A 21,525-nucleotide genomic window follows, 5' to 3' on the forward strand; every position below is an offset into this window, starting at 1 on the left:
AAAGCTCTTTCAAAAGAAAAAACAGAGACGATTTTGATAATAATAGTCAAAATCGTCTCTGTTTTCTATAAATAGTAGTTTATTGTCCCACTCTCTTTTTTAGTATTTATTTATATTCTCAGCTGTTATTAATGAATAAAAATTCATATTTATGAATATAATGGATGATTTTTCATTTTTTATGTGGTATTATGTATATATTCAAAATAAGGTTGAATAATAATGAGAAGTGAAGGAGCAGTTAAGTATGAAAAAAATGAAGTTAACAATCATAATGTTGATAGGAATTATGCTTTTAGTTGGATGTGGTAGTTCTTCAAAAAGTGCTAGTTCGCAAAATGATGCAAAGGACAAACAAACAGTTGATACATTGAAAACGATTAAGGAAAAAGGAACTTTAGTAGTTGGAACCTCTGCTGATTTTTCTCCATTTGAATTTAAAACATTAGTTGATGGGAAAGACACATTTGTTGGTTCTGATATTGAAATGGTAAAAGCGATTGCAGAAAAGCTAGATGTTAAAGTGGAATTTATGGATATGCAATTTGATGCAGTGTTAGTTGCGTTGCAGCAAGGGAAAGTAGACATTGCTGTATCAGGGATTTCAGCAACAACAGAGCGTCAGAAAAAATTTGACTTTTCGATTCCTTACTACAATCCACCACAAAAAGTAGTGATTAATAAAAAGAATAAAGATGTTTTAACTTCAATAGAATCCTTGAAAGGCAAAAAAGTGGGTGCTCAAAAAGGTTCAATTCAAGAAGGAGTTGTAGAATCTCAAATATCAGATGCTCAGATTGTTTCAATTCCTCGTGTTCCTAATTTAATTGTAGAGTTGAATCAAGGATCAATCGATGGACTTGTTTTAGAGGAAACGATTGCAGAGTCATACATTAATCAAAACTCAGAGTTAATGTTCGCTGATATTGAGTTGAAATCTAGTGAAGATGAAGCTTTCGCAATTGCAATGCCAAAAGGGGATACAAATTTGAAAAAAGAACTTGATTCGATTCTTAAAGAAATGATCGAAAAAGGCAAAATTGATCAATTTGTTAAAGAAGCAATGGAGCTTGCGGATAAAAAGAATCAATAAAGAATAAAAGAGTCTATTTTGTGAAGGGAGAGACAGTTTAGGAAAATCGCTAAAGCTGTCTTTTTTCTTTAAAAAAAATGAGTTGAAAGTGAATGGAGGAAGTGAAATGGATTTTTCTTTTTTTGAAATATACTATCAGTATTTTTTATCAGGTTCTATTGTAACATTGATTATTTCGGTAGTTACGGTTTTTTTAGGGACAGTTCTAGGTGTAATTATTGCATTGTTAAAATTATCAAAAGTATCTATTTTTAGATGGTTGGCAAATATTTATATAGAGATATTTAGAGGAACACCAATGTTGATTCAAATTTTAATTGGTTATGGAATTCTTCAAAAAAGTTTCCCTACAATTAATGTTCCCATCGGTATTTTAACGATTGATTTAGGACGCTTGATTCCAGGAATGATTGTTTTATCATTAAATTCTGGTGCATATGTTGCTGAAATCGTTCGGGGAGGAATCAATGCAGTTAATTTTGGGCAAACGGAGGCTGCTCATTCTTTAGGACTTCGCCCGATTCAAACGATGCGTTATGTTGTTTTACCGCAAGCGTTGAGAAATATTTTGCCAGCATTAGGAAATGAATTTATTATTTTAATCAAAGATTCTTCTTTGCTATCGATTATTGGGATTAATGAATTGTTAAGTAGTGCGCAAACGGTTATTTCTAATACATACATTCCTTTAGAACCTTATTATGTGGCAGCGCTCATCTATTTTGTTATGACATTTATTACTTCAAGAGTTTTAAATTTGTTTGAGAAAAAATTAGGCAAAGGCTATCAACGTTAGGAGGGAATAATATGATGGATTCGTTAATTGATGTACAAGGCTTACATAAAAATTTTGGCAAAAATGAAGTCTTAAAAGGAATTGATTATCAAGTAAAAAAGGGGGAAGTGACAGTTATCATTGGTCCTTCTGGTTCAGGAAAAAGTACCTTTTTGCGTTGTTTGAATTTACTGGAGATTCCAACTAAGGGACATATTCTATTTGAGGGTACAGATATTACTAATAAGTCCAATGACATTTTTGCTATGAGAGAGAAAATGGGCATGGTTTTTCAACAATTTAACTTGTTCCCTAATATGACAGTCTTGGATAATATTACATTATCACCGATGAAGGTTAAAAAAATGACGAGAGAAGATGCAGAAACATTGGCGCAGGAATTGCTGGAAAAAGTAGGTTTGGCGGATAAGGCAAACGCTTATCCACAATCCTTGTCTGGTGGGCAACAACAACGAATCGCTATTGCTCGAGCTTTAGCGATGGAACCTGATGTCATGCTTTTTGATGAACCTACTTCGGCATTAGATCCAGAGATGGTAGGAGAAGTGTTGGGAGTTATGAATGATTTAGTAAAAGAAGGCATGACGATGGTGGTTGTGACCCATGAAATGGGTTTTGCAAAAGAGGTTGGCGATCATATTCTTTTCATGGATGAGGGAATCATTGTGGAACAAGGAACGCCAAGAGATGTTTTTGAAAAGCCTGAAAACACAAGAACGATTGATTTTCTTTCAAAAGTTTTATAAGGATTAGCTGAGTTTCTGAAACTTCTAAAGAGGATTTATAGAAATTTCCTTGAAAATACAGTATAATAAAGCGTGGAGGAGTACTAAGATTAGTGCTCCTTTCATTATGAAAAAATATGGACTCATTCGACAGAGTAGAAATATTTAAATAGAATAACCTTGAAAGTATGAATCAATGGATTTAGGACGCGTCCTAGTTAGAAAGAGGAAGAAGAACATGTTTTCAAAATTTAAGCCAACGTGGATGGTAGATGCAATTTATAAAATTACTCCCGATCAATTAAAAAGCTTGGGAATAAAAGCTGTTTTAACGGATTTAGATAATACGTTAATTGCATGGGATAACCCAGATGGTACGGAAGAGTTACTTCATTGGATTTCAGACATGAAAAAGGCTGGGATTCCTGTGATTGTTGTTTCTAATAACAAATCAAGCCGGATTCAACGGGCGATAGAAAAATTTGATTTGGAGTATGTTGCTAGAGCTATGAAGCCTACAACTAAAGGGTTTAGAGAAGCGGAAGAAAAGCTGAATTTAAGAAGAGAAGAGCTAGTGATGGTAGGAGATCAGATTATGACCGATATACGTGGAGCAAATGCTGCGGGGATTCGTAATATTTTGGTTCAACCTATTGTCGATACTGACGGTTGGAATACGAGGATTAATCGCTTTTTCGAGCGTAAGATTATGAAACATTTAGCAAAGAAACATCCAGATATGGTATGGAAAGGCGGACTAGAATGAGCGAAGCTATTCATTGCATCGGTTGTGGTGCAATCATTCAAACAGAACGACCAGATGAGTTAGGTTATACACCTAAAGCAGCTTTTGAAAAAGGAATGGAAACAGGAGAGGTTTATTGCCAACGATGTTTTCGCTTGAGACACTATAACGATATTCAAGATGTTCATTTAACGGATGATGATTTCTTGAGGCTTTTAAATGAGCTGGGACAAGAAGATGCTTTGATTGTAAATGTCGTAGATATTTTTGATTTTAATGGGTCGTTAATTCCTGGATTACATCGATTTATTGGGAATAATCCTGTTTTAATGGTAGGAAACAAAGTAGATATTTTACCTAAATCACTTAAAAGGTCTAAAATGGTTCAGTGGATGCGTGAACGTTCTCATGAAGAAGGGTTGCGTCCTGTAGAGGTACTATTAACCAGTGGGAAGAAGCCACAAGAAATGGAAGAGTTGCTTAAAACCATCGAGAAATACCGAGATGGAAAAGATGTTTATGTTGTTGGTGTAACCAATGTTGGAAAATCAACACTAATTAATCAAATTATTAAGCAAACTGCTGGTGTACAAGATGTTATCACGACTTCGCAATTTCCAGGAACTACTTTGGATAAGATAGAGATTCCTTTAGATGATGGGCATTTTCTGATAGACACACCGGGAATTATCCATCGCCATCAAATGGCTCATTACTTAGGGAAGAAAGATTTAAAAATTATTGCGCCACAAAAAGAAATAAAACCGAAAGTTTATCAATTGAATCCAGAGCAAACACTTTTCTTGGGAGGCCTAGCTCGTTTTGATTTTATACAAGGTAAGAAAAGCTCCTTTATCGCTTATGTTTCCAATGATTTAGCCATTCATCGGACTAAGTTAGCGAATGCCGATCAATTTTATGAAAAGCATGTTGGAGGACTTTTACAGCCACCTCGTCCAGAGGAAGTTCCTGAGTTTCCAGAACTTGTTCGCTTTGAATTTTCAGTAAAAGAGAAAACAGATATTGTCTTCGCTGGATTAGGCTGGATTACTGTTACCGAACCATGTGTTGTCGCTGGTTGGGCGCCAAAAGGTGTGGATGTTATTAGAAGAAAAGCGCTTATTTAGAAGCGACTTATAGAAGAGAGAAGGAAAAAAAGTGGAATTACGGGGCAAACAAAAACGTTATTTACGTAGTCAAGCACACCATTTACAACCAATTTTTCAAATAGGTAAAGGTGGTTTGAACTCTGCGATGATCGTTCAAATTAACGAAGCGTTAGAAAAAAGAGAGCTAATTAAAGTCAACTTATTGCAAAATACTGATGAAATTGCTGAAGAAGTTGCAGCTTCATTGAAAAAAGAAATAAATTGTGACATCGTACAAATTATTGGACGTGTTCTGGTTTTATTTAAGCCATCATCAAAAGAGAAATACCAAAAAATTTCTAATGAAGTGAAAGCTATTTAAAGTCTGGAGGAATAACCAATGGGGACAGCTACGAATGCAGCAGGGAAAATAGGAACAATTGTAGAAGAAGAGCTGGAACTTTATCAAAAAAGAAAACAAGTTGGCATTTTGGGTGGGAATTTTAATCCTGTTCATTTGGCACATTTAGTGATTGCAGATCAAGTACAACAACAGCTTGGACTGGATGAAGTCTATTTGATGCCGTCAAATTGCCCACCTCATGTGGATGAAAAAAAGACAATCGATAGTGAACATCGCTTGGCTATGTTAGAATTGGCAACCGAAGATAATGCACAGTTGTCTGTCGAACCAATTGAACTGAGCCGTGAAGGAAAAAGCTATACGTATGATACGATGAAAGCTTTGACGCAAAATAATCCTGATACTGATTATTATTTTATCATTGGAGGAGACATGGTAGAATATTTACCAAAGTGGTATAAAATTGATGAGCTGATAACCTTAGTTCAATTTGTTGGGATTCGACGACCAAACTATGGTGTGATTACACCCTATCCGATTATGTGGGTAGATGTGCCACAGATGGACATAAGTTCTAGCTTAATCCGTAAAAACATCAAAAATGGTTGTTCCACGCGGTACCTTTTGCCAGATAGTGTGATAAAATATATTCATGAGAAGGGACTGTATTTGGATGAATCTGAACACTGAGTATACAGAAGCTCAACGGGAAGAACTAATTCAAAGGGTTCAAATGCAAATGAGTGAGAGAAGATTTCAACATGTATTAGGTGTTGAAAAAATGGCCGTTGCTTTGGCAGCTAAATATGGTGCTTCTGAAGCAAAAGCAAGTATTGCTGCTCTAACGCATGATTACGCTAAGGAACGCCCTGATGATGAGTTTCAAATGATTATCCAGCGAGATGGCTATGATTTGGACTTACTAAACTATGGCAATGCGATATGGCATGGTTTGGTAGGTGCTAGCATAGTACAGCGAGAGCTTAAAATTAATGACGAAGAAATATTACAGGCGATTCGTTTGCATACAACAGGTGCTGCAGAGATGACTTTACTAGATAAAATTATTTATGTGGCAGATTATATCGAACCGGGTCGTCACTTTCCAGGTGTTAAAGAGGCGAGAGATATTGCCTTAATTAATCTGGATGAGGCCGTTGCTTATGAAACCAAACAAACGTTACTACATTTAGTTGAACAAGAACAGAAAATTTACCCGAAAACGATTGAAACATACAATCACTGGGTAGTGGAAAGAAAATAGGAGGGAAATATTATAGATAGTCAAAAGGTTTTAGAAATAGCTGTAAAAGCTGCCGATTCGAAGCGAGCAGAAGAGATTGTTGCTTTAGATGTACATGAGGTATCATTGCTTGCGGATTATTTTATGATTTGTCAAGCAACCAGCGATCGGCAAATTAATGCCATTGTAGATGAGGTTGTCGAGCAAGTTGAGAAGGCGCAAGTAGAAGTCAAAAGAATTGAAGGAAAAGATGGCGGCAAATGGGTCTTAATTGATCTTGGTGATGTCATTGTCCACGTATTCCAATCTTCAGAACGGGCTTTTTACAATTTAGAAAAACTTTGGTCAGATGCACCAATGGTTAATGTGAATGAGTGGGTAAGCTAAAATGGCTTACGAAACATTTGCTTTTGTCTATGATGAAGTAATGGATGAAGGCCTATATGAAAAATGGTTAACTTTCTCAAAAAGACATCTGCCTGAAGGAACGGAAAGCATTTTGGAACTAGCTTGTGGGACGGGTGCGCTCGCGGTTGAATTTGCTAAAGAAGGTTATGATGTGACTGCTTTGGATCTTTCAGAAGAGATGTTGATGATGGCAAGCGAACGAGCGATAGAATCCGATGTATCCGTTCAATTTGTCCAAGGGAATATGTTAGATCTTTCTGAAATCGGTCAATATGAAGCAATCACTTGTTTCTCTGACTCTTTATGCTATATGGCTAATCGTCAAGAAGTGCAACAAGTATTTGATGAAGTTTATCAAGCTTTGGAAGCAGGAGGAACGTTTGTTTTTGATGTTCATTCTATTTATCAAATAGATGAAGTATTTCCAGAGTACAGCTATCATTATCAAACAGATGAGTTTGCTTTTTTATGGGATAGCTATCAAGGGGAAAAAAAGCATAGTATCGAACATTTCTTAACTTTTTTTGTCAAAAGTCAAGAGAATGAAGCACTCTTTATCCGCCAAGATGAGTTACATAAAGAGCGTACGTATACATTGGAAAATTATTTAGTGATGTTAGAGAGTGCTGGCTTTGTTGATGTACGGGTCTGTGCAGATTTTACGGATGAAAAGCCCTCTGAGAAAAGTCGACGTTGGTTTTTTGTTTGTAGAAAATAGGAACAGTAGAGAAGGAGGAGCGGAACTGATTAAAGGTTTTGTTTCGACTTCTTTTTTGATTTATAGTGAGGAGGTAAGAGATGGAAGCATGTGGAATAATTGTTGAATATAATCCTTTTCACAATGGGCATCGTTACCATGTGCTACAGGCAAGCAAGCTTTCGGGAGCAGATGTGGTTGTTGCGGTAATGAGTGGGAATTTTTTGCAAAGAGGCGAGCCAGCTATTATGGATAAATGGGTAAGGGCTAACGAAGCCTTAGACAATGGGGTAGATATTGTCATCGAATTGCCTTTTGCTTGGGCAGTTCAATCAGCAGATTATTTTGCCAGAGGCGCTGTCAAGCTCCTTCAAGGGATCGGTTGTAAAAGCCTATGTTTTGGCACCGATGTTTCTGAAACTGTAGATTATGAAAAATTTGGACGTTTTGTCGTTGCAAATAATCAGTTGATTAAGGAAAAGTATAAAGAGTTAAATAAGGCGAGGGTAAGCTATCCACAGCAAATGACAGCTGTTTTTCAAGAGCTATACCCAGAGATGATGCTTGATTTCTCTTCCCCAAATCATATTTTAGGGTTAAGTTATGGGAAAGAAAATGCAGTCTACCAAACCCCTATGAAGCTCTATCCTTTGAAAAGAGAGCAGTCAGCTTACCATGAAACAACGATTCATCAACAGTTTGCTAGTGCTACAGCGATTCGGAAAAAAGTTTTAGAGAATGAGCTAAGTGAATTAGAGCAGGTGCTGCCTAAAGAGACCTATCAAGATTTGTCAGAGTATCCATTGGCTCATTGGGAACTGTACTGGCCCTATCTACGCTATAAGTTGAATAGCAGCTCTTATGACGAATTAAGAGCCCTATATCAAGTGACAGAAGGAATTGAATACCGGTTAAAAGAAGCTAGTCTAAAAGCAACTTCTTTTGGCGAATTTGTTGCTATAGTCAAAACGAAACGCTATACTTGGGCGAGAATCCAACGGTTAGCAACCTACATTCTTCATAATGTAAAAAAAGAAGAAATTCAATTAGTTTGGGAAAAGAGTTATTTACGACTATTAGGATTTTCCGAAAAAGGTCAAAAATATTTAAAAGAGCAGAAGAAAAAAGTTGACCTGCCTATTATTTCGAGGATTTCTAAAGAAAACAAAAGCTTTCTAGATTTAGATATTAGGAGTGGCCAAATATATCAATTAGGGAAGGAAACAATCACTGAACAAAATTTTGGCCGATTTCCTATAAAATCGTTGGAGAGATAAAAAACACTTAACAAATTTTCTTTTCACAAGTATAATAAACAAAGTGTGATAAATAAAAAAATAATGATGAAAGCGAAGTGAAAATATGGGCCGTAAGTGGGCAAATATTAAAGAGAAAAAAGCTGCCAAAGACGCTAATAACAGCCGAGTTTATGCAAAATTCGGGATTGAAATTTACGTAGCAGCAAAGTCAGGGGATCCTGATCCTAATACTAACCAAAAATTACGGTTTGTAGTGGAACGCGCCAAAACATATAATGTACCAAAACATATTATTGATCGAGCAATCGAAAAAGCAAAAGGCTCAGGAGACGAGCAGTATTCAGAGTTGCGTTACGAAGGATTTGGTCCTAATGGTTCAATGGTCATTGTGGATGCTTTAACAAATAATGTGAATAGAACAGCTTCGGATGTTCGTGCTGCTTTTGGGAAAAATGGCGGAAACATGGGTGTTAGTGGAGCTGTGGCTTACATGTTTGATAACACAGGGATTATTGGATTTGTAGGGAATGATGCTGACGAAGTGCTAGAATATTTGATGGAAAAAGACATTGACGTTCGTGATGTAACAGAAGAAGACGGCCAAATTATTGTTTACACAGAGCCAGAGGATTTCCATGTTGTTCAGGAAGCATTGAAAGAAAAAGGCATTGAAGAATTTACTGTTTCTGAAATTGAAATGGTTGCTCAAAATGATGTAGAATTGACAGGCGAAGATTTAGAAAAATTTGAAAAAATGATTGATGTATTGGAAGATCTAGACGATGTTCAAAAAGTTTATCATAATGTAGAATTGGATTAATTAATGCCTTCTGAATAATTGCTAATAGATTAAATGCGAGTGGAGAGTGGGACAATAATCAGAAGTAACTCTGATTACTGTCTCACTTTCTTCATCCCTAAAGAAAACAACTGAAAAAAGAGAGGGATCAAACATCAAAGAAGAGGCACCCAACCGGAAGCAACTACGCTATAGGGAAGCTCCGATCTCATCAAGCTCTAAGTGCTAAAGCACCAAGGTCTTGAAGGACTCGGCAAAAAAATGTGCCGATTTCATTCCTAACACTGTTTGTCTATTTTTCTAATTGTTCGCTGTAGTGCTAAATATAGTTAAAAATAGAGATAGAACAAGAAGGAAGTAGTCTTGTTTTATCTCTATTTTCTTATTTTTTGAATCCCTAATATGACAGTTATTTTTTCTTTTTCTCTGAAAAAGCTGTTTTTATCTCTTTAAAATTAAACAATAAGTTCAGTAGAATCGCTGTTAATCCTCCTGCAACAATTCCATTGCCAAAGATATCTTGAATAATTTGATGGAAACCACCATAGAAATCTGAATAAAAAGCAGGAAGCATCGCGACGCCAATAGCTAGACCGACAATCAATTTATTGTGATTTCCTTCCATTTCAACACCTTTTAGCATGCTAGCGCCACTGGCAACGATGCCACCAAAGATGGATAAACTTACGCCCCCTAAAACTGGTTTAGGAATAACGTTGATAAAAGCAGCTGCTTGAGGGAAAAAACTTAATAGAATTAGTAAGATTCCAGCTACAGCAACCACAAATCGACTAAATATTTTAGTCATATCTAGTAACCCTAAATTTTGAACGAAAGGAACGGGGTGGACGGCACCAAAAGTACCTGACAAACCAGCATTGATGCCACTTGTTCTCAAAACTTTTGTCAATTGAACATCATCCATTTCCTTGTGAACAATATTATGCAGTCCCATGGAAGTTCCAGAGATTTCTACCATTCCAAGAATTGCAACGATTGCAAACGAGGTCATTGTGACCAAATTGAACTTAGGTAATCCGTATCTGACGAAAGGTACAATCGGTTCTAGAAAGTTTGTTTCAATAACTGGGTTGAAATCTACCATATTAAAAGCTACAGCTACGATTGTACCAATCACCAAACAAAGCAATACATTTAAATTAGCTAAGAAGTCTTTTAAAAATTTTGAAAAGAAAATGTTTAAAAGAAAAACAAACAGTGCTAATAAGATACTACTTAAATCTACTTGACCAGGTACTTTTGACCCTTGAATAATCCAGTGAAATGTATTGGGCATCAGATAGATACCAAGAATCATTGTGTTTGTTGCTACCACTACCAAAGGAAATAAAGGCTTCAATTTCGACCATGCAGGAGCTAATAAAAACATTAGGAGCCCCGCAATAAGTGTTCCTCCAGCAATCAATTGAAAACCACTGGACACGGATGAGGCACTGTTAATCGTTTTGATACAAATTGGGATAGCTGAAAAGCTGGCACCCATAACCATCGGAACTCGCGGACTAATTTTTTTAGGGCCAATACTGCACAAAATAGATGAAATGCCGCTGGCAAGGATAACTGCACTAATAAAGTAGGTAGTGTCATCTTTAGACAAGTCAGCATGTTGGGAAATAATCAATGGTACAGGAATGGCTGATAAAATAGCTATCAACATATGCTGAATAGCTAAGGAAATTGTTTTTCCTTTGGATAATTTTTCATCGATTGGATGAGCAATAGTTTCATTATTCATTTATAAAGCTCCTATTCTGATGAATTAAGAGCTTTCTCGTTCCGCTCTTTTGCAGTATTTTCAACAGCGTCAATAATTTTATGGTATCCAGTACATCTGCAAAGATTGCCAGCAAGGCCGCGACGTATTTCTTGTCTAGTTGGAGCTGAATTTTCATCTAAAAGTTGAGTTGATGAAACGATTAAACCTGGAATACAGAAACCGCACTGAACAGCGCCAGACTCAACGTAATTTTTTTGGATATCTGATAGAGAGCCATCTTCGTTGGAAATGCCTTCAATGCTGACAACGTTTTTTCCATCAACCCATACAGCGAGGTAGATGCAGGAGTCAATGACTTCTTTATCTACACTTACCGAGCAGGCACCACATTCGCCAACGCTACAGCCTTCTTTTGAGCCGACTAGTCCGAAATCATCTCGCAGCATTTCTAAAAGACTTTTTCTCACATCAACTTCGATGGAGACCTTTTCTCCATTTAAATTAAATTCTATTTGTCGTTTCATACTAGTTCCCTCCTAAGGCCGTCGTAATATTTCTGACTGGCAAAAGTTGAATTAAATGTTCTCTGTATTCTTTTGAAGCACGCCATGAGGTTCTTGCCTTTGTAGATTCAAGACATTTTTCGCCAATTTCATTTAGGAGTTCCTCGCTGATTTTTTTTCCAATTGCAAATTCTTCGGCAATGGTGGCTCTAATAGGAACAGGACCTGCAACACCATAAGCAATTCTCAAATCTTCAATAACGCCATTCTTTTCTTTAATTAAAGTAGCGCAACTTAAATTGGCAATATCCAACGCTTTTCTTTGAGCAAATTTAGTATAGTGACCATTAAGCTGATGGTAGTCTTCTTTTTTTATTTTGATTTTTACTAAAACATCCCCCTGGTTCAAGTTGACCTTTCCTGGACCAAGATAGAATTCTTGAATCGGAATATTCTTCGTTTCGCGACTATTTTGAACCTCTAGAATAGCATTATAAGCAAAAAGTGTGGCTCCGCTATCACCTGAAGTGGCTCCATTACAAACATTTCCACCGATTGTACCAGCATTTCTTGTTTGAGGTCCGCCTACTGTTGAAACAGCATAGGCTAGTGTGGCAGCTAGTTGTTTTGTTAATTCGTTATTTGAAACATTTGTAAAAGATGAGGCTGCACCAATGCAAAGAGTTTCTTCGGCGTCTAGGTGAATCCCATGCAGCTCTGGAATTCTTGTAACCCCTACTAAATCTTTTCCAATAAAGTTTTGGTCACGATCTCTATTTTTTATTAATATATCCGTTCCGCCAGACACAATGCGTGCATCATGGTTGTTATCTAGTATCTCAAATAATTCTTTTAGTGTATTTGCTTCAGTATAACTTTTAATATCAAACATGATTATTCCTCCATTAATCTCTCAGTTTTGCTTGCTTCATTTGTTCATAGACTGTTTGGGTTGCAAGAGGAATGTGATTGATGGCAACTCCGGTTGCATCTAAAACAGCATTTCTAATCGCTCCTGCTGGGGAACATAGCGGATTTTCTCCTAACGATTTATTTCCGTAAGGGCCGATTGGGTCTTTGTCAATAACAAAAGCAACCTCTAAATCTGGCATATCCATGGTTGTTGGCATTTTGTAGTCTAATAGATTGTTGTTTAAAGGTTTGCCTTCTTTGCTATAGCGTAGACCTTCACTTAAACCTAGTGCTAATCCCATGACCATTCCGCCATGTACTTGTCCTTCGGCTGTTTGAGGATTAATGATTTCTCCTGAGTCATGAACATTTAAGACACTTAAAACATCAATTTCTCCTGTTTCGATATCAACTTCTACTTCTGCAAATGTTGCACCATAAGCATATGAGTTTTGATGAATGTTAACAGCAGATTCAGCGACTAAAGCCTTACCAAAAGATTGGTCATAAAAAGAAATCATAGCTAGGTCTGCGAGTGTTGTAACTAAAAGTTGGTTATGTTTGAAAACAATATTTGAGTCAACGATGTCAATTGTACTAATTTCTAAGTCATGGACTCTACTTGCTAGGGTTAGAATCTTCATTCGCATTTCTTCCGCGGCTTCCTTGACTGCAAATCCTGTAATATAGGATTGACGAGAAGCGTAAGAACCAGTATCGAATGGCGCAATATCTGTATCTGTTAAAGCTTCAGTTATGATATGTTTCGCAGGAACGCCGATCGTTTCAGCTACCATTTGAGAAAAAACAGTATCAGAACCTTGACCGATTTCAGTTGCTCCAACAAGTAATTTAAATGATCCGTCTTGAATTAGAATAATTCGAGCACCTGCTACTTCCAGTCCGAAGGGATAGGTTCCAGATCCATATGAAAAGGAAGCGACACCGACACCTCTTCGTTTAGGACCTGATTTATGTTGTTTAGAGAGTGCTAATTTTTGATCCCATTTAAACTGTTCTTTTCCTTTTTTTAGGCAAAGATCAAGTTTATTATGGAAGATATTTATTCTAGTTAGTTCATTATAAGTGCCCTCGGGGACTTTATTTTTGATTCTAAATTCAATAGAATCCATGCCAATTTTTCGAGCAACATCTTCCATGACTGCTTCTAAAGCGTACATTACTTGTGGGATTCCATAACCTCTCATCGCTCCGGCAACACCAATGTTTGTATAAACTGTTTTAGCTGCATAACGAATGTTTTCAGTTTTGTAAAGAGCGTTAATAAAGCCACCGCCTTTGCCACCGACAGAGTGTCCATGAGAAGCATAAGCACCTTGATTAGAGATGGCTTCGCAGTCAATCGCAGTAATAGTTCCATCTTTTTTTACTCCTACTTTAAAGGTGTAGTCGATGGCATGACGAGTTCTAGTATAAGCGAGTGATTCTTCTCTTGTAATATTTATTTGAACGGGACGTCCACCACAAGCCATACTCATAGCGACTGCTAGGGGTTCTATTGTAATGTCTTGTTTGTTGCCGAAGCCTCCGCCAATAAAAGGTTTTTTTACTCGAATTGTTGACCAACGTACCCCTAAAGCTTGTCCAATTACTCGACGACAAATATGAGGGATTTGGGTAGAAGAAATACAAGTCCAACGTTGATCTTCATCTAAGTAGGCAATCGCGATTTGATTTTCCATATGAGCATGTTGTTGAACGGGCGTACTAAAGCTTTCTTCAATAACATAATCTGCTTCTTTCAACCCTTTTTCTATATCGCCATTTGAAACACATGTGTTTGCGATAATGTTTTCTCGTTCTGCATGAATTCTTCTTGCGCCGTCTGCCATTGATTCTTTTGGTGTTAAGTATACAGGGTATTCATCATAGATTACTTTGATTTTTTCAAGAGCGGTAATGGCAGCTAGCTCAGTAGTTGCGATAACAGCACCGATTTCTTCGCCATATTGCCGAACATTTCTAGTTAGTACGGATCTGTCTTGAATATCCCTTTTATCAGGATTCAAGCTCCATGGGTGGCCAGCGGTTGAATAGAAATTTTGTGGTACATCTTCAGGGAGTAAGATTTTTATTACTCCTTCAACTTTTTCAGCTTCGGATAAATCGTATTCTTTTACATAGCCATGAGCGATAGTTGAGCGTAAATACTTTCCATGAAGTAAATTTTTGAAAAAATAATCTCCAGTAAACTTGGCTTTTCCTGTCACTTTAGCCATAGCATCCCATCTAGTCGTGGAATGCCCAACAATTTTGTTCTCCATACATATTCCAACCCTTTCTATAGTAATTTATAAATATAATTCAATTGGATGCGCTTTCAAAAACGAGTTGCTTAACAAACCTAACCCTAGTCAGTTAAGTTTTGAAAATATTTATATTGATAAAGTGAGAAAATAAATTAAATCAACATTAAATGTATAAATAAGTGCATAATGCGATGCTACCATATAATAAGCAATTGTTCAATAAAAAAATTAATGTAGCCTAAAAAAAAAAAAGCTTTTTTTTGATAAAATAGCTCTAAAAAAATTTATTAGGCACAAAAAACCCTCCATACATTATAGGTATGAAGGGAAACACAAAATGAAAAAACTCACAACAACAGTATAATATCATAAAAAAATGTTTTTCTCAAATATTTCGATGCAATTGTAAAAAAATGAGAAAAAGGTAGCGTTTAGAATGGTATAGGGCTGTCCTAAAAGCTGAATAGGCTTTCCAATTACCAATCAAAAAGCAATCCATAACTAAGCGCCACTATTTCTCTGAGATAGTTTTTTACTGTCGCTGACGAGCGAGAAGGAGCAGGTAAACCTGTAATATTAGTCAATCCTAAACGTTTTGCCAACAGTTTTGAACGATAGATATGGAAATCACTAGAGACGATAACGGTTTTTCCTAGCGGTTTCTTTTTTTCTGCATTAATGATATTTTCTTTTGTGCGTGTGGAGGTACTTTCAGTTACAATTTGTTCTTTTGGAATTCCTTGTTTAACAAGGTAGATTGCCATAACGTTTGCTTCCGAGTCAGGTTCGTCTTTTCCTTGACCACCACAAACAATTGCGATTGTTTGTGGATGTTTTTTTAAGTAAGGTACAGCTGTATCAAGTCGTTCTTTTAACACTTTACTAGGATATGCCTCTTTTTTAGTTTTGCCTCTTACTTGAGCCCCCAAAATTAAAAGTGTGTCTGGAGAGTTCGTTGGAGTGTCTTTCGTTCCGCTTAAGATTAGAGCAAAAACAATACATAGATAGATTATTCCTATACCAAAAAGAAAAATGATCATTTTTTTGACCCACTTCATAACAACACAACCTTTCAAGTCTAAGTGTAATAAAAGAAAGAGGAGGATGTTGTTTTATTTATTGTTCTTAACGCTTTTTTAAATACTTTCTAAGGTTTTTTTCTTGTAGTGAAGCTTAGGAGGAATCAGTTTATTTGTTTATTAATGACGGAGCGAGCAACTTTTTCGCGCATCTGTATACCATTAATGTCGTAAGTTAATTCATAATAAGTAATCAGTAGATCAATCGCAAAAATCTGTGAGACCTTCCCAGATAATGAGCCACCGTTTAGTAAATATTCCTCGATAGCTGTTTGGAGAATCACATCTCCTAGTTGAGCAATAGGTGAAAGAACATAATTTGAAATGGCAATAATTTTTGCTCCATTCTTTTTCGCTATTTGAAGAGAATCAAAAACATCTTGTGTTTTTCCTGTTAAGCTCAAGGCGATAATTAGATCATGTTCATCAAAAAGAGCAGCATTCATTGCTTGGTAATGGGAATCTATGATAGCTTTTACTTGCAAACCGCTGCGAAGAAATCTAGATTCCATATCTAAGGCAGTAATACCACTAGAGCCAACACCAAAAATAAAGACTCTTTTAGCCTGATGAATCATTGTTACTGCTTGTTTCAGATGTTCTTCGTTTGCCAATGCCCGAGTATCGTGAATAGCATCCATTAATTTATGTTCAATAGTATCAATAAATGAGTCCTCTGAACGTTGTGGCGCACTGAACCCCTCTTTGGCAATATCAATTTTCAAGTCTGAAAAACCGGTGTATCCCATCTTTTGGCAAAAACGAATAATGGTAGCATCTCCTACCATAGTTGCTCGCTTAATATCTTGCATTGTGCTATGCAGGATTTTTTTTTGTGAAGAAACGACAAAATCTGCAACTTTTTTTTCAGATTTGGTTAATAGATTATAGGTATCATGTATATTTTTTAAATAGCTCATCTGCTTCATCCTTTTAGTTAGTATACTTAGTATTTTCTCTTCAAATTCAAGATTTGTCAATTTTTCAAATTCTCCATATTTACATTTTTGGAGAATGATGTTATAGTTTGTTTGGATAAAAAATCCGAAAACTGTTTTTAGGAGGATTTTATGGAGAATCGAGAAATTTTTCAAAAAAAAATTAATAGAGGGCTTATTGTTTCTTGTCAAGCTTTACCGGGAGAACCTCTATATTCTGAGTCAGGGGGAATTATGCCATTAATGGCTAAAGCGGCAGAAAATGCTGGAGCTGTAGGTATTAGAGCCAATTCTATTCGCGATATCAAAGAAATTAAAGCGGTAACAAATTTGCCGATTATTGGCATTATTAAGAGAGACTATCCGCCACAAAAACCATTTATTACAGCGACAATGCGTGAGGTAGATGAATTAGTAGCCGTTGGAGTAGATGTTGTTGCATTGGATTGTACTTTGCGTGAACGAGTCGATGGCAAAACAATTAATCAACATATTCAGGAGATTAAAGAGAAGTATCCTGACATCCTATTAATGGCGGATATTGCTACGTTAGAAGAGGGAGTGAATGCTTGGGAATGTGGCGTTGATTTTGTAGGAACGACTTTATCTGGGTATACAGAAGAAAGTGCAGAGGTTGTGGGTCCAAATATTGAGTTGATGTCTAAATTAGTTAAAGCTGGAATTAGAGTGATTGCAGAAGGGAAAATCCAAACACCTCAACAAGCGAAAGAAATAAAAGCTTTAGGTGTCGTGGGAATTGTTGTTGGTGGGGCAATTACTAGACCACAGGAAATAGCGGCTAATTTTGTAAGGGCTTTAGAAGACGTTGCAAATGGGGATTAAGGGTGAATTAGGAAACTAATTCCGCTTAACTACTAGCCGTTGTTGCCAGTGGAAAACCGTGGAACCGTTCTGAGCCCAAAAATCAGGTCTCAAAGCTTCCAAGCTTCAAACTTGGGCTAAATCTGTTAGAAAGCCCAAGTAATTCACATTGGATTGTCAACACGGTTACTGGCACTAATTGCTAGTAGTGGAGCTATTTTTCTTGCCTAATGATTCACTTGATGAAGTGTGAAATGAGTGTTTAAAAAGTGGAGGGAAATAGTCCCAGAGCCCAATAGAAAGCTAGTGATGACAAGAGATTAGAGTTTTTTTAGATAGCTCAATTAAAAATTAGGAGGAGAATAGAATGTTTAAAAAATTTTCACAGTTAGGTAGAGCGTTTATGCTTCCGATTGCTATTTTACCAGCAGCGGGGCTTTTGTTGGGAATTGGTGGCGCGTTATCGAATGCTAGTGCTGTTCAAGCGTATCCTTGGTTGGATCAACAGTGGTTGCAAACGATTTTGTCAGTGATGAGCAATGCAGGAAATGCGGTTTTTAGTAATTTAGCATTGATTTTTGCTATTGGATTAGCGGTTGGATTAGCGAATGGGGATAAGGGGACGGCTGGTTTATCTGGCGGTGTGGCCTTCTTAGTTTATACAGCAACCGTTAGTGGTCTGTTACAGCTTTTTACACCAGATAAAACAATTGATACGGGTGTTGTGGGTTCGATTGTGATAGGGGGAACGGTTGCGTTTCTTCATAATCGGTATCGTAAGATCGAGTTACCTAGATTTTTAGGATTTTTTGGTGGCTCAAGGTTTATTCCAATTATTGCTTCTTTTACAGCTATTTTTATAGGCGTATTTTTCTTTTTGGTCTGGCCTCCGATTCAAAATGTGATGGTCAATGTAGGTGAAGCTGTTGCAAAAATGGGAAGTATTGGTACTTTTTTATATGGATTTTTATTACGGTTAACCGGAGCCGTTGGGTTACATCATACAATTTACCCGATGTTTTGGTATACCTCTTTAGGTGGTGTTGAAACGGTTGCTGGGGAACAAATTGTTGGAGCTCAAAATATATTCTTTGCTCAGTTAGCAGATCCTAATCACACAGGACTATTTACTTATGGTACGCGTTTCTTTGCGGGGCGATTTGCTACAATGATGTTTGGTTTGCCAGCAGCATGTCTAGCCATGTATCATGCCATCCCTAAAGAAAGAAGAAAAGATAGTGGTGGACTTTATGCTAGTGGTGCTTTAACGTCTTTTTTAACTGGGATTACAGAACCTATCGAGTATATGTTTTTATTTAGTGCTCCGTGGTTATATGTAATTCATGCATTTTTAGATGGTTGTTCCTTCTTTGTTGCGGATCTTTTGAATATTAGAATTGGAAATTCTTTTTCAGGAGGATTGATTGACTTCTTGTTATTTGGTGTTTTTCAAGGGAATGCGCGGACGCATTGGCTATTAGTAATTCCAGTTGGCCTTTTATGGGCGTTTATCTATTATGCTGTATTTACTTTCTTTATTAAGCGCTTCAAAGTCAGTATACCTGGAATGGAAGCGGATGATTTACAAGAGAACCATTTTGTTTTAGATACGAACACTTCATTGAATCAAGAAGCTCAGATCATTATCGATTCTTTAGGTGGGGAAGGAAATATTCTTTCAGTAGAAGCTTGTGCCACGCGTTTACGTGTAGGGGTTAAAAATAGTGAAATTGTTCAGAAAAAAATAATGCAACAGTTGGGTGCAACGGCTGTATTTGAGATTAATGGTGGTATCCAAGCTGTGTTCGGTGGTAAAGCAGATTTGTATAGTCAAGAAATCAATCAAATAATGAATAGGGATAATTAAAAAAGTGGATGAAACTAGTATCCTGACAAAGTAATAATTCAGTCAAAGTTCAAAATCAAAGACTAGGCAGCTAGCTTACAAGTGACTTCGCTATGGATTGTTTCAACCCAAATCATAAAGAATGCAGTGAGTTGTTGATGCAAAGTATACAGTGGTTGAAAGACACTTTACTTTCACTGGAAGCAGAGCGATTCCTCTGTTTTTTCACTGGCAGTGGAGCCTAGTCGTCCATTTTCTTAATTGAAAGTACAAGATAATCTAGCTTATATAAGACTAATAGTGTTTGATTTTGTCTGTGTCTTAGTTTAATAGAATAGTTGTAGAGAGATAAGTGATTGAGGCTTATCTCTCTTTTGTGTGGGAAAAAACAAAATGTTGCAAAATGAAGTCTTTTATATTACGATTATTACGAATGTCTTTTTGATTTAAAAAATTTGTCCGAAATAAGAAGATTCTATTAATAAAAACTGGAAGTAGTTGCTTTCTGATGCTATTGATGATACGCTTTTCTTTATTTGACTCTATTTTTTCAAAGGAAAAAAGATATTTATAGTTGATAGTAGACATTTTCAAAAAGCGGTATGAATACATAATAAACAAAAGGAAGATAAAAACATGAATAATGAAAAGAAAGAAGTTACTAGTCGCACTCGTTTGGATAACTCGGAAAAAGGAACCACTAGTCGAAAGAAACCTACTAAAAAGAAAAAGTTACTTATGCCTTTAATGGGTGCTCTCTTGTTACTTTCAATAGTGGCAGTTGGTGCGTATCTTTTCTTTCAATCGCATTTTTTTGTAACAGCCAAAGCAAATGATGTGAGTATTAGTATGCTGAATGCAAAAGCTGCTAAGGAAAAGTTAGAAAAGCTAAACAAAACGGAAGTAGTTGTCATTAAAGTAGGGGACAAAGAAGAACAGATTGAGCTCCCTAAAAAGTATGACATTACTGAAAAGTATTTAGAAGAAAATATAGGAAAACAAACGATTGATTTACCTTTAAACAAGGAATTTCAAACAGATTTAACCAATAAACTGAATGCTCTTGCATTTGAAGAGGGAATACCAAGTCAGGATGCTCGGATTGAGCGAGTGGATGGGGGCTTCCAAATTGCTCCTGAACAATATGGTACAGTGGTTGACAAAGAAGCGCTAATTAAGCAAGTGATTGCAGATACAGGTAAAGGAAAAGGCAGCTACACGTATGATGTCAAAGATTTTTACCAAAAACCAGCGTTGACTAAGAACGATCAAGGCTTGAATGGACAATTGGCAACGTTGAATAAGAAGGTCAATAAAGCAATTACCTTAGATGTAAATGGTGAAAAAGTTGAATTTCCCAAAGCTGAAATTCAAGGTGTGTTAAAAGATGATGGAACGATTGATGAAGCAAAAGTTGATGCTTGGGTAGCTCAGATGAGTCAGCAATATGGTGCAAGTTCAAAACCAGTCATTTTTAAAAATATTCATGGTGTCACTAAAAAATATAAGAATAATGGCAGCTACGGTTGGGGTGTCGATTCAGCTAAAACCAAAGCAGCCCTTGTTCAAGCATTAAATAGTGAGAATGATACCGAAGCAGTAGCAGTTCCAATAACTGGAGATCCAGCACAATCTTCTACCATTAGTAAAGATTATGTGGAAGTAGATATGGATAATCAAATGATGTACTTCTTTAAAAATGGTGAAAAAGTTGTTGAAACAGCTATTATCACAGGCCGTTATGCCAAAAATACGGCTACGATTCCAGGCTTCCATACGATTCTATACAAAGCGACGGATACTAGTTTGTCAGGAACGATGCCAGACGGTTCACCCTACAGTGTACCAGTTAAATTTTGGATGCCATTATTAAGTTATGGCGGAGTCGTCACTCAAATTGGGATTCATGATTCGGATTATAAATTAGAACAATTTGGGAATAAAGAAGCCTACAAAACGAATTTTGGAAGTTTAGGCTGTATTAATACGCCAGGGGAAGCCATGAGTAAAATTTTCAGTGGTTCATATGATGGAATGCCAGTAATTATTTACGGTAATATTTATGATAATGCACCAGGAGAGTTTGATAAACCAATTGATTATGGCGAACCGGTTTAAGAAAAGTTTGAAGCAAGACGATTGTCTGAATGGACGACAACGTTTTGCTTTTTTATTATAATGTAAGTAACTAAAAAGTAGG

Annotated in this window: 21 protein-coding genes; 15 read left to right on the top strand and 6 right to left on the bottom strand. The window is 36.5% G+C overall.

The window, feature by feature from the left end:
* Window positions 1-247: 247 nt before the first annotated feature.
* From BCR26_RS16700 to BCR26_RS16755, 12 genes are all read left to right on the top strand, one after another.
* The gene (locus tag BCR26_RS16700) at window positions 248-1,093 is read left to right on the top strand and encodes a transporter substrate-binding domain-containing protein (protein ID WP_069700089.1); all 846 of its coding nucleotides are present in this window, start codon (window positions 248-250) and stop codon (window positions 1,091-1,093) included.
* Between the two features lie 106 nt (window positions 1,094-1,199).
* Window positions 1,200-1,889, top strand: coding sequence for an amino acid ABC transporter permease (locus BCR26_RS16705; RefSeq protein ID WP_069700090.1), 690 nt, complete (start codon window positions 1,200-1,202; stop codon window positions 1,887-1,889).
* Window positions 1,890-1,900: 11 nt separating this feature from the next.
* Complete coding sequence (locus BCR26_RS16710) at window positions 1,901-2,635, top strand: amino acid ABC transporter ATP-binding protein (RefSeq protein ID WP_069700091.1); 735 nt, start codon at window positions 1,901-1,903, stop codon at window positions 2,633-2,635.
* Window positions 2,636-2,852: 217 nt separating this feature from the next.
* Window positions 2,853-3,380, top strand: coding sequence for a YqeG family HAD IIIA-type phosphatase (locus BCR26_RS16715; RefSeq protein ID WP_069700092.1), 528 nt, complete (start codon window positions 2,853-2,855; stop codon window positions 3,378-3,380).
* Window positions 3,377-4,486 (top strand): ribosome biogenesis GTPase YqeH, encoded by a 1,110-nt coding sequence (gene yqeH, locus BCR26_RS16720; protein ID WP_069700093.1) that lies wholly within the window; start codon window positions 3,377-3,379, stop codon window positions 4,484-4,486. Before BCR26_RS16715 ends, yqeH begins: the two co-directional genes overlap by 4 nt.
* A gap of 31 nt (window positions 4,487-4,517) precedes the next feature.
* The gene (yhbY, locus tag BCR26_RS16725) at window positions 4,518-4,829 is read left to right on the top strand and encodes a ribosome assembly RNA-binding protein YhbY (protein ID WP_069700094.1); all 312 of its coding nucleotides are present in this window, start codon (window positions 4,518-4,520) and stop codon (window positions 4,827-4,829) included.
* A gap of 18 nt (window positions 4,830-4,847) precedes the next feature.
* Complete coding sequence (locus BCR26_RS16730; protein ID WP_069700095.1) at window positions 4,848-5,501, top strand: nicotinate-nucleotide adenylyltransferase; 654 nt, start codon at window positions 4,848-4,850, stop codon at window positions 5,499-5,501.
* Window positions 5,485-6,075 carry a bis(5'-nucleosyl)-tetraphosphatase (symmetrical) YqeK gene (gene yqeK, locus BCR26_RS16735; RefSeq protein ID WP_069700096.1) on the top strand — a complete coding sequence of 197 codons (591 nt, stop codon included), beginning with the start codon at window positions 5,485-5,487 and terminating at the stop codon, window positions 6,073-6,075. The genes BCR26_RS16730 and yqeK overlap by 17 nt, the downstream gene beginning before the upstream one ends.
* Window positions 6,076-6,084: 9 nt before the next feature.
* Complete coding sequence (rsfS, locus tag BCR26_RS16740; protein WP_084387184.1) at window positions 6,085-6,441, top strand: ribosome silencing factor; 357 nt, start codon at window positions 6,085-6,087, stop codon at window positions 6,439-6,441.
* Between the two features lies 1 nt (window position 6,442).
* The gene (locus BCR26_RS16745) at window positions 6,443-7,180 is read left to right on the top strand and encodes a class I SAM-dependent DNA methyltransferase (protein WP_069700098.1); all 738 of its coding nucleotides are present in this window, start codon (window positions 6,443-6,445) and stop codon (window positions 7,178-7,180) included.
* Between the two features lie 80 nt (window positions 7,181-7,260).
* On the top strand, window positions 7,261-8,436 hold the full coding sequence (locus BCR26_RS16750; protein WP_069700099.1) for a nucleotidyltransferase: 1,176 nt from the start codon (window positions 7,261-7,263) through the stop codon (window positions 8,434-8,436).
* A gap of 85 nt (window positions 8,437-8,521) precedes the next feature.
* Window positions 8,522-9,238, top strand: coding sequence for a YebC/PmpR family DNA-binding transcriptional regulator (locus BCR26_RS16755; RefSeq protein WP_069700100.1), 717 nt, complete (start codon window positions 8,522-8,524; stop codon window positions 9,236-9,238).
* Between the two features lie 388 nt (window positions 9,239-9,626).
* Here BCR26_RS16755 and BCR26_RS16760 read toward each other — a convergent pair whose 3' ends face one another.
* From BCR26_RS16760 to BCR26_RS16785, 6 genes are all read right to left on the bottom strand, one after another.
* Window positions 9,627-10,973 (bottom strand): uracil-xanthine permease family protein, encoded by a 1,347-nt coding sequence (locus BCR26_RS16760; RefSeq protein WP_069700101.1) that lies wholly within the window; start codon window positions 10,971-10,973, stop codon window positions 9,627-9,629.
* Window positions 10,974-10,984: 11 nt separating this feature from the next.
* Window positions 10,985-11,479: a xanthine dehydrogenase subunit XdhC gene (gene xdhC / locus BCR26_RS16765; protein WP_069700102.1), complete on the bottom strand. Its 495-nt coding sequence runs from the start codon at window positions 11,477-11,479 to the stop codon at window positions 10,985-10,987.
* A 1-nt stretch (window position 11,480) separates the two neighbouring features.
* Window positions 11,481-12,350 carry a xanthine dehydrogenase subunit XdhB gene (xdhB, locus tag BCR26_RS16770; RefSeq protein WP_069700103.1) on the bottom strand — a complete coding sequence of 290 codons (870 nt, stop codon included), beginning with the start codon at window positions 12,348-12,350 and terminating at the stop codon, window positions 11,481-11,483.
* Between the two features lie 13 nt (window positions 12,351-12,363).
* Window positions 12,364-14,655 carry a xanthine dehydrogenase subunit XdhA gene (xdhA, locus tag BCR26_RS16775; RefSeq protein ID WP_069700104.1) on the bottom strand — a complete coding sequence of 764 codons (2,292 nt, stop codon included), beginning with the start codon at window positions 14,653-14,655 and terminating at the stop codon, window positions 12,364-12,366.
* 461 nt (window positions 14,656-15,116) lie between these two features.
* A complete protein-coding gene (locus BCR26_RS16780; RefSeq protein WP_069700105.1) occupies window positions 15,117-15,698 on the bottom strand; it encodes a YdcF family protein in 582 nt (193 codons plus the stop codon).
* Window positions 15,699-15,823: 125 nt separating this feature from the next.
* The gene (locus BCR26_RS16785; RefSeq protein ID WP_069700106.1) at window positions 15,824-16,639 is read right to left on the bottom strand and encodes a MurR/RpiR family transcriptional regulator; all 816 of its coding nucleotides are present in this window, start codon (window positions 16,637-16,639) and stop codon (window positions 15,824-15,826) included.
* A gap of 150 nt (window positions 16,640-16,789) precedes the next feature.
* Between BCR26_RS16785 and BCR26_RS16790 the strand changes: the two genes are divergently transcribed.
* The 3 genes from BCR26_RS16790 (at window position 16,790) to BCR26_RS16800 (ending at window position 21,443) form a co-directional block, all read left to right on the top strand.
* Window positions 16,790-17,500 (top strand): N-acetylmannosamine-6-phosphate 2-epimerase, encoded by a 711-nt coding sequence (locus tag BCR26_RS16790; protein ID WP_069700107.1) that lies wholly within the window; start codon window positions 16,790-16,792, stop codon window positions 17,498-17,500.
* 346 nt (window positions 17,501-17,846) lie between these two features.
* Window positions 17,847-19,346, top strand: a complete 1,500-nt coding sequence (locus BCR26_RS16795; protein ID WP_069700108.1) for a PTS transporter subunit EIIC — start codon at window positions 17,847-17,849, stop codon at window positions 19,344-19,346.
* Window positions 19,347-20,063: 717 nt separating this feature from the next.
* Window positions 20,064-21,443 carry a L,D-transpeptidase family protein gene (locus BCR26_RS16800; RefSeq protein WP_338070471.1) on the top strand — a complete coding sequence of 460 codons (1,380 nt, stop codon included), beginning with the start codon at window positions 20,064-20,066 and terminating at the stop codon, window positions 21,441-21,443.
* Window positions 21,444-21,525 lie beyond the last annotated feature (82 nt).

The organism is Enterococcus rivorum (genome assembly GCF_001742285.1).
GTDB lineage: Bacteria > Bacillota > Bacilli > Lactobacillales > Enterococcaceae > Enterococcus_L > Enterococcus_L rivorum.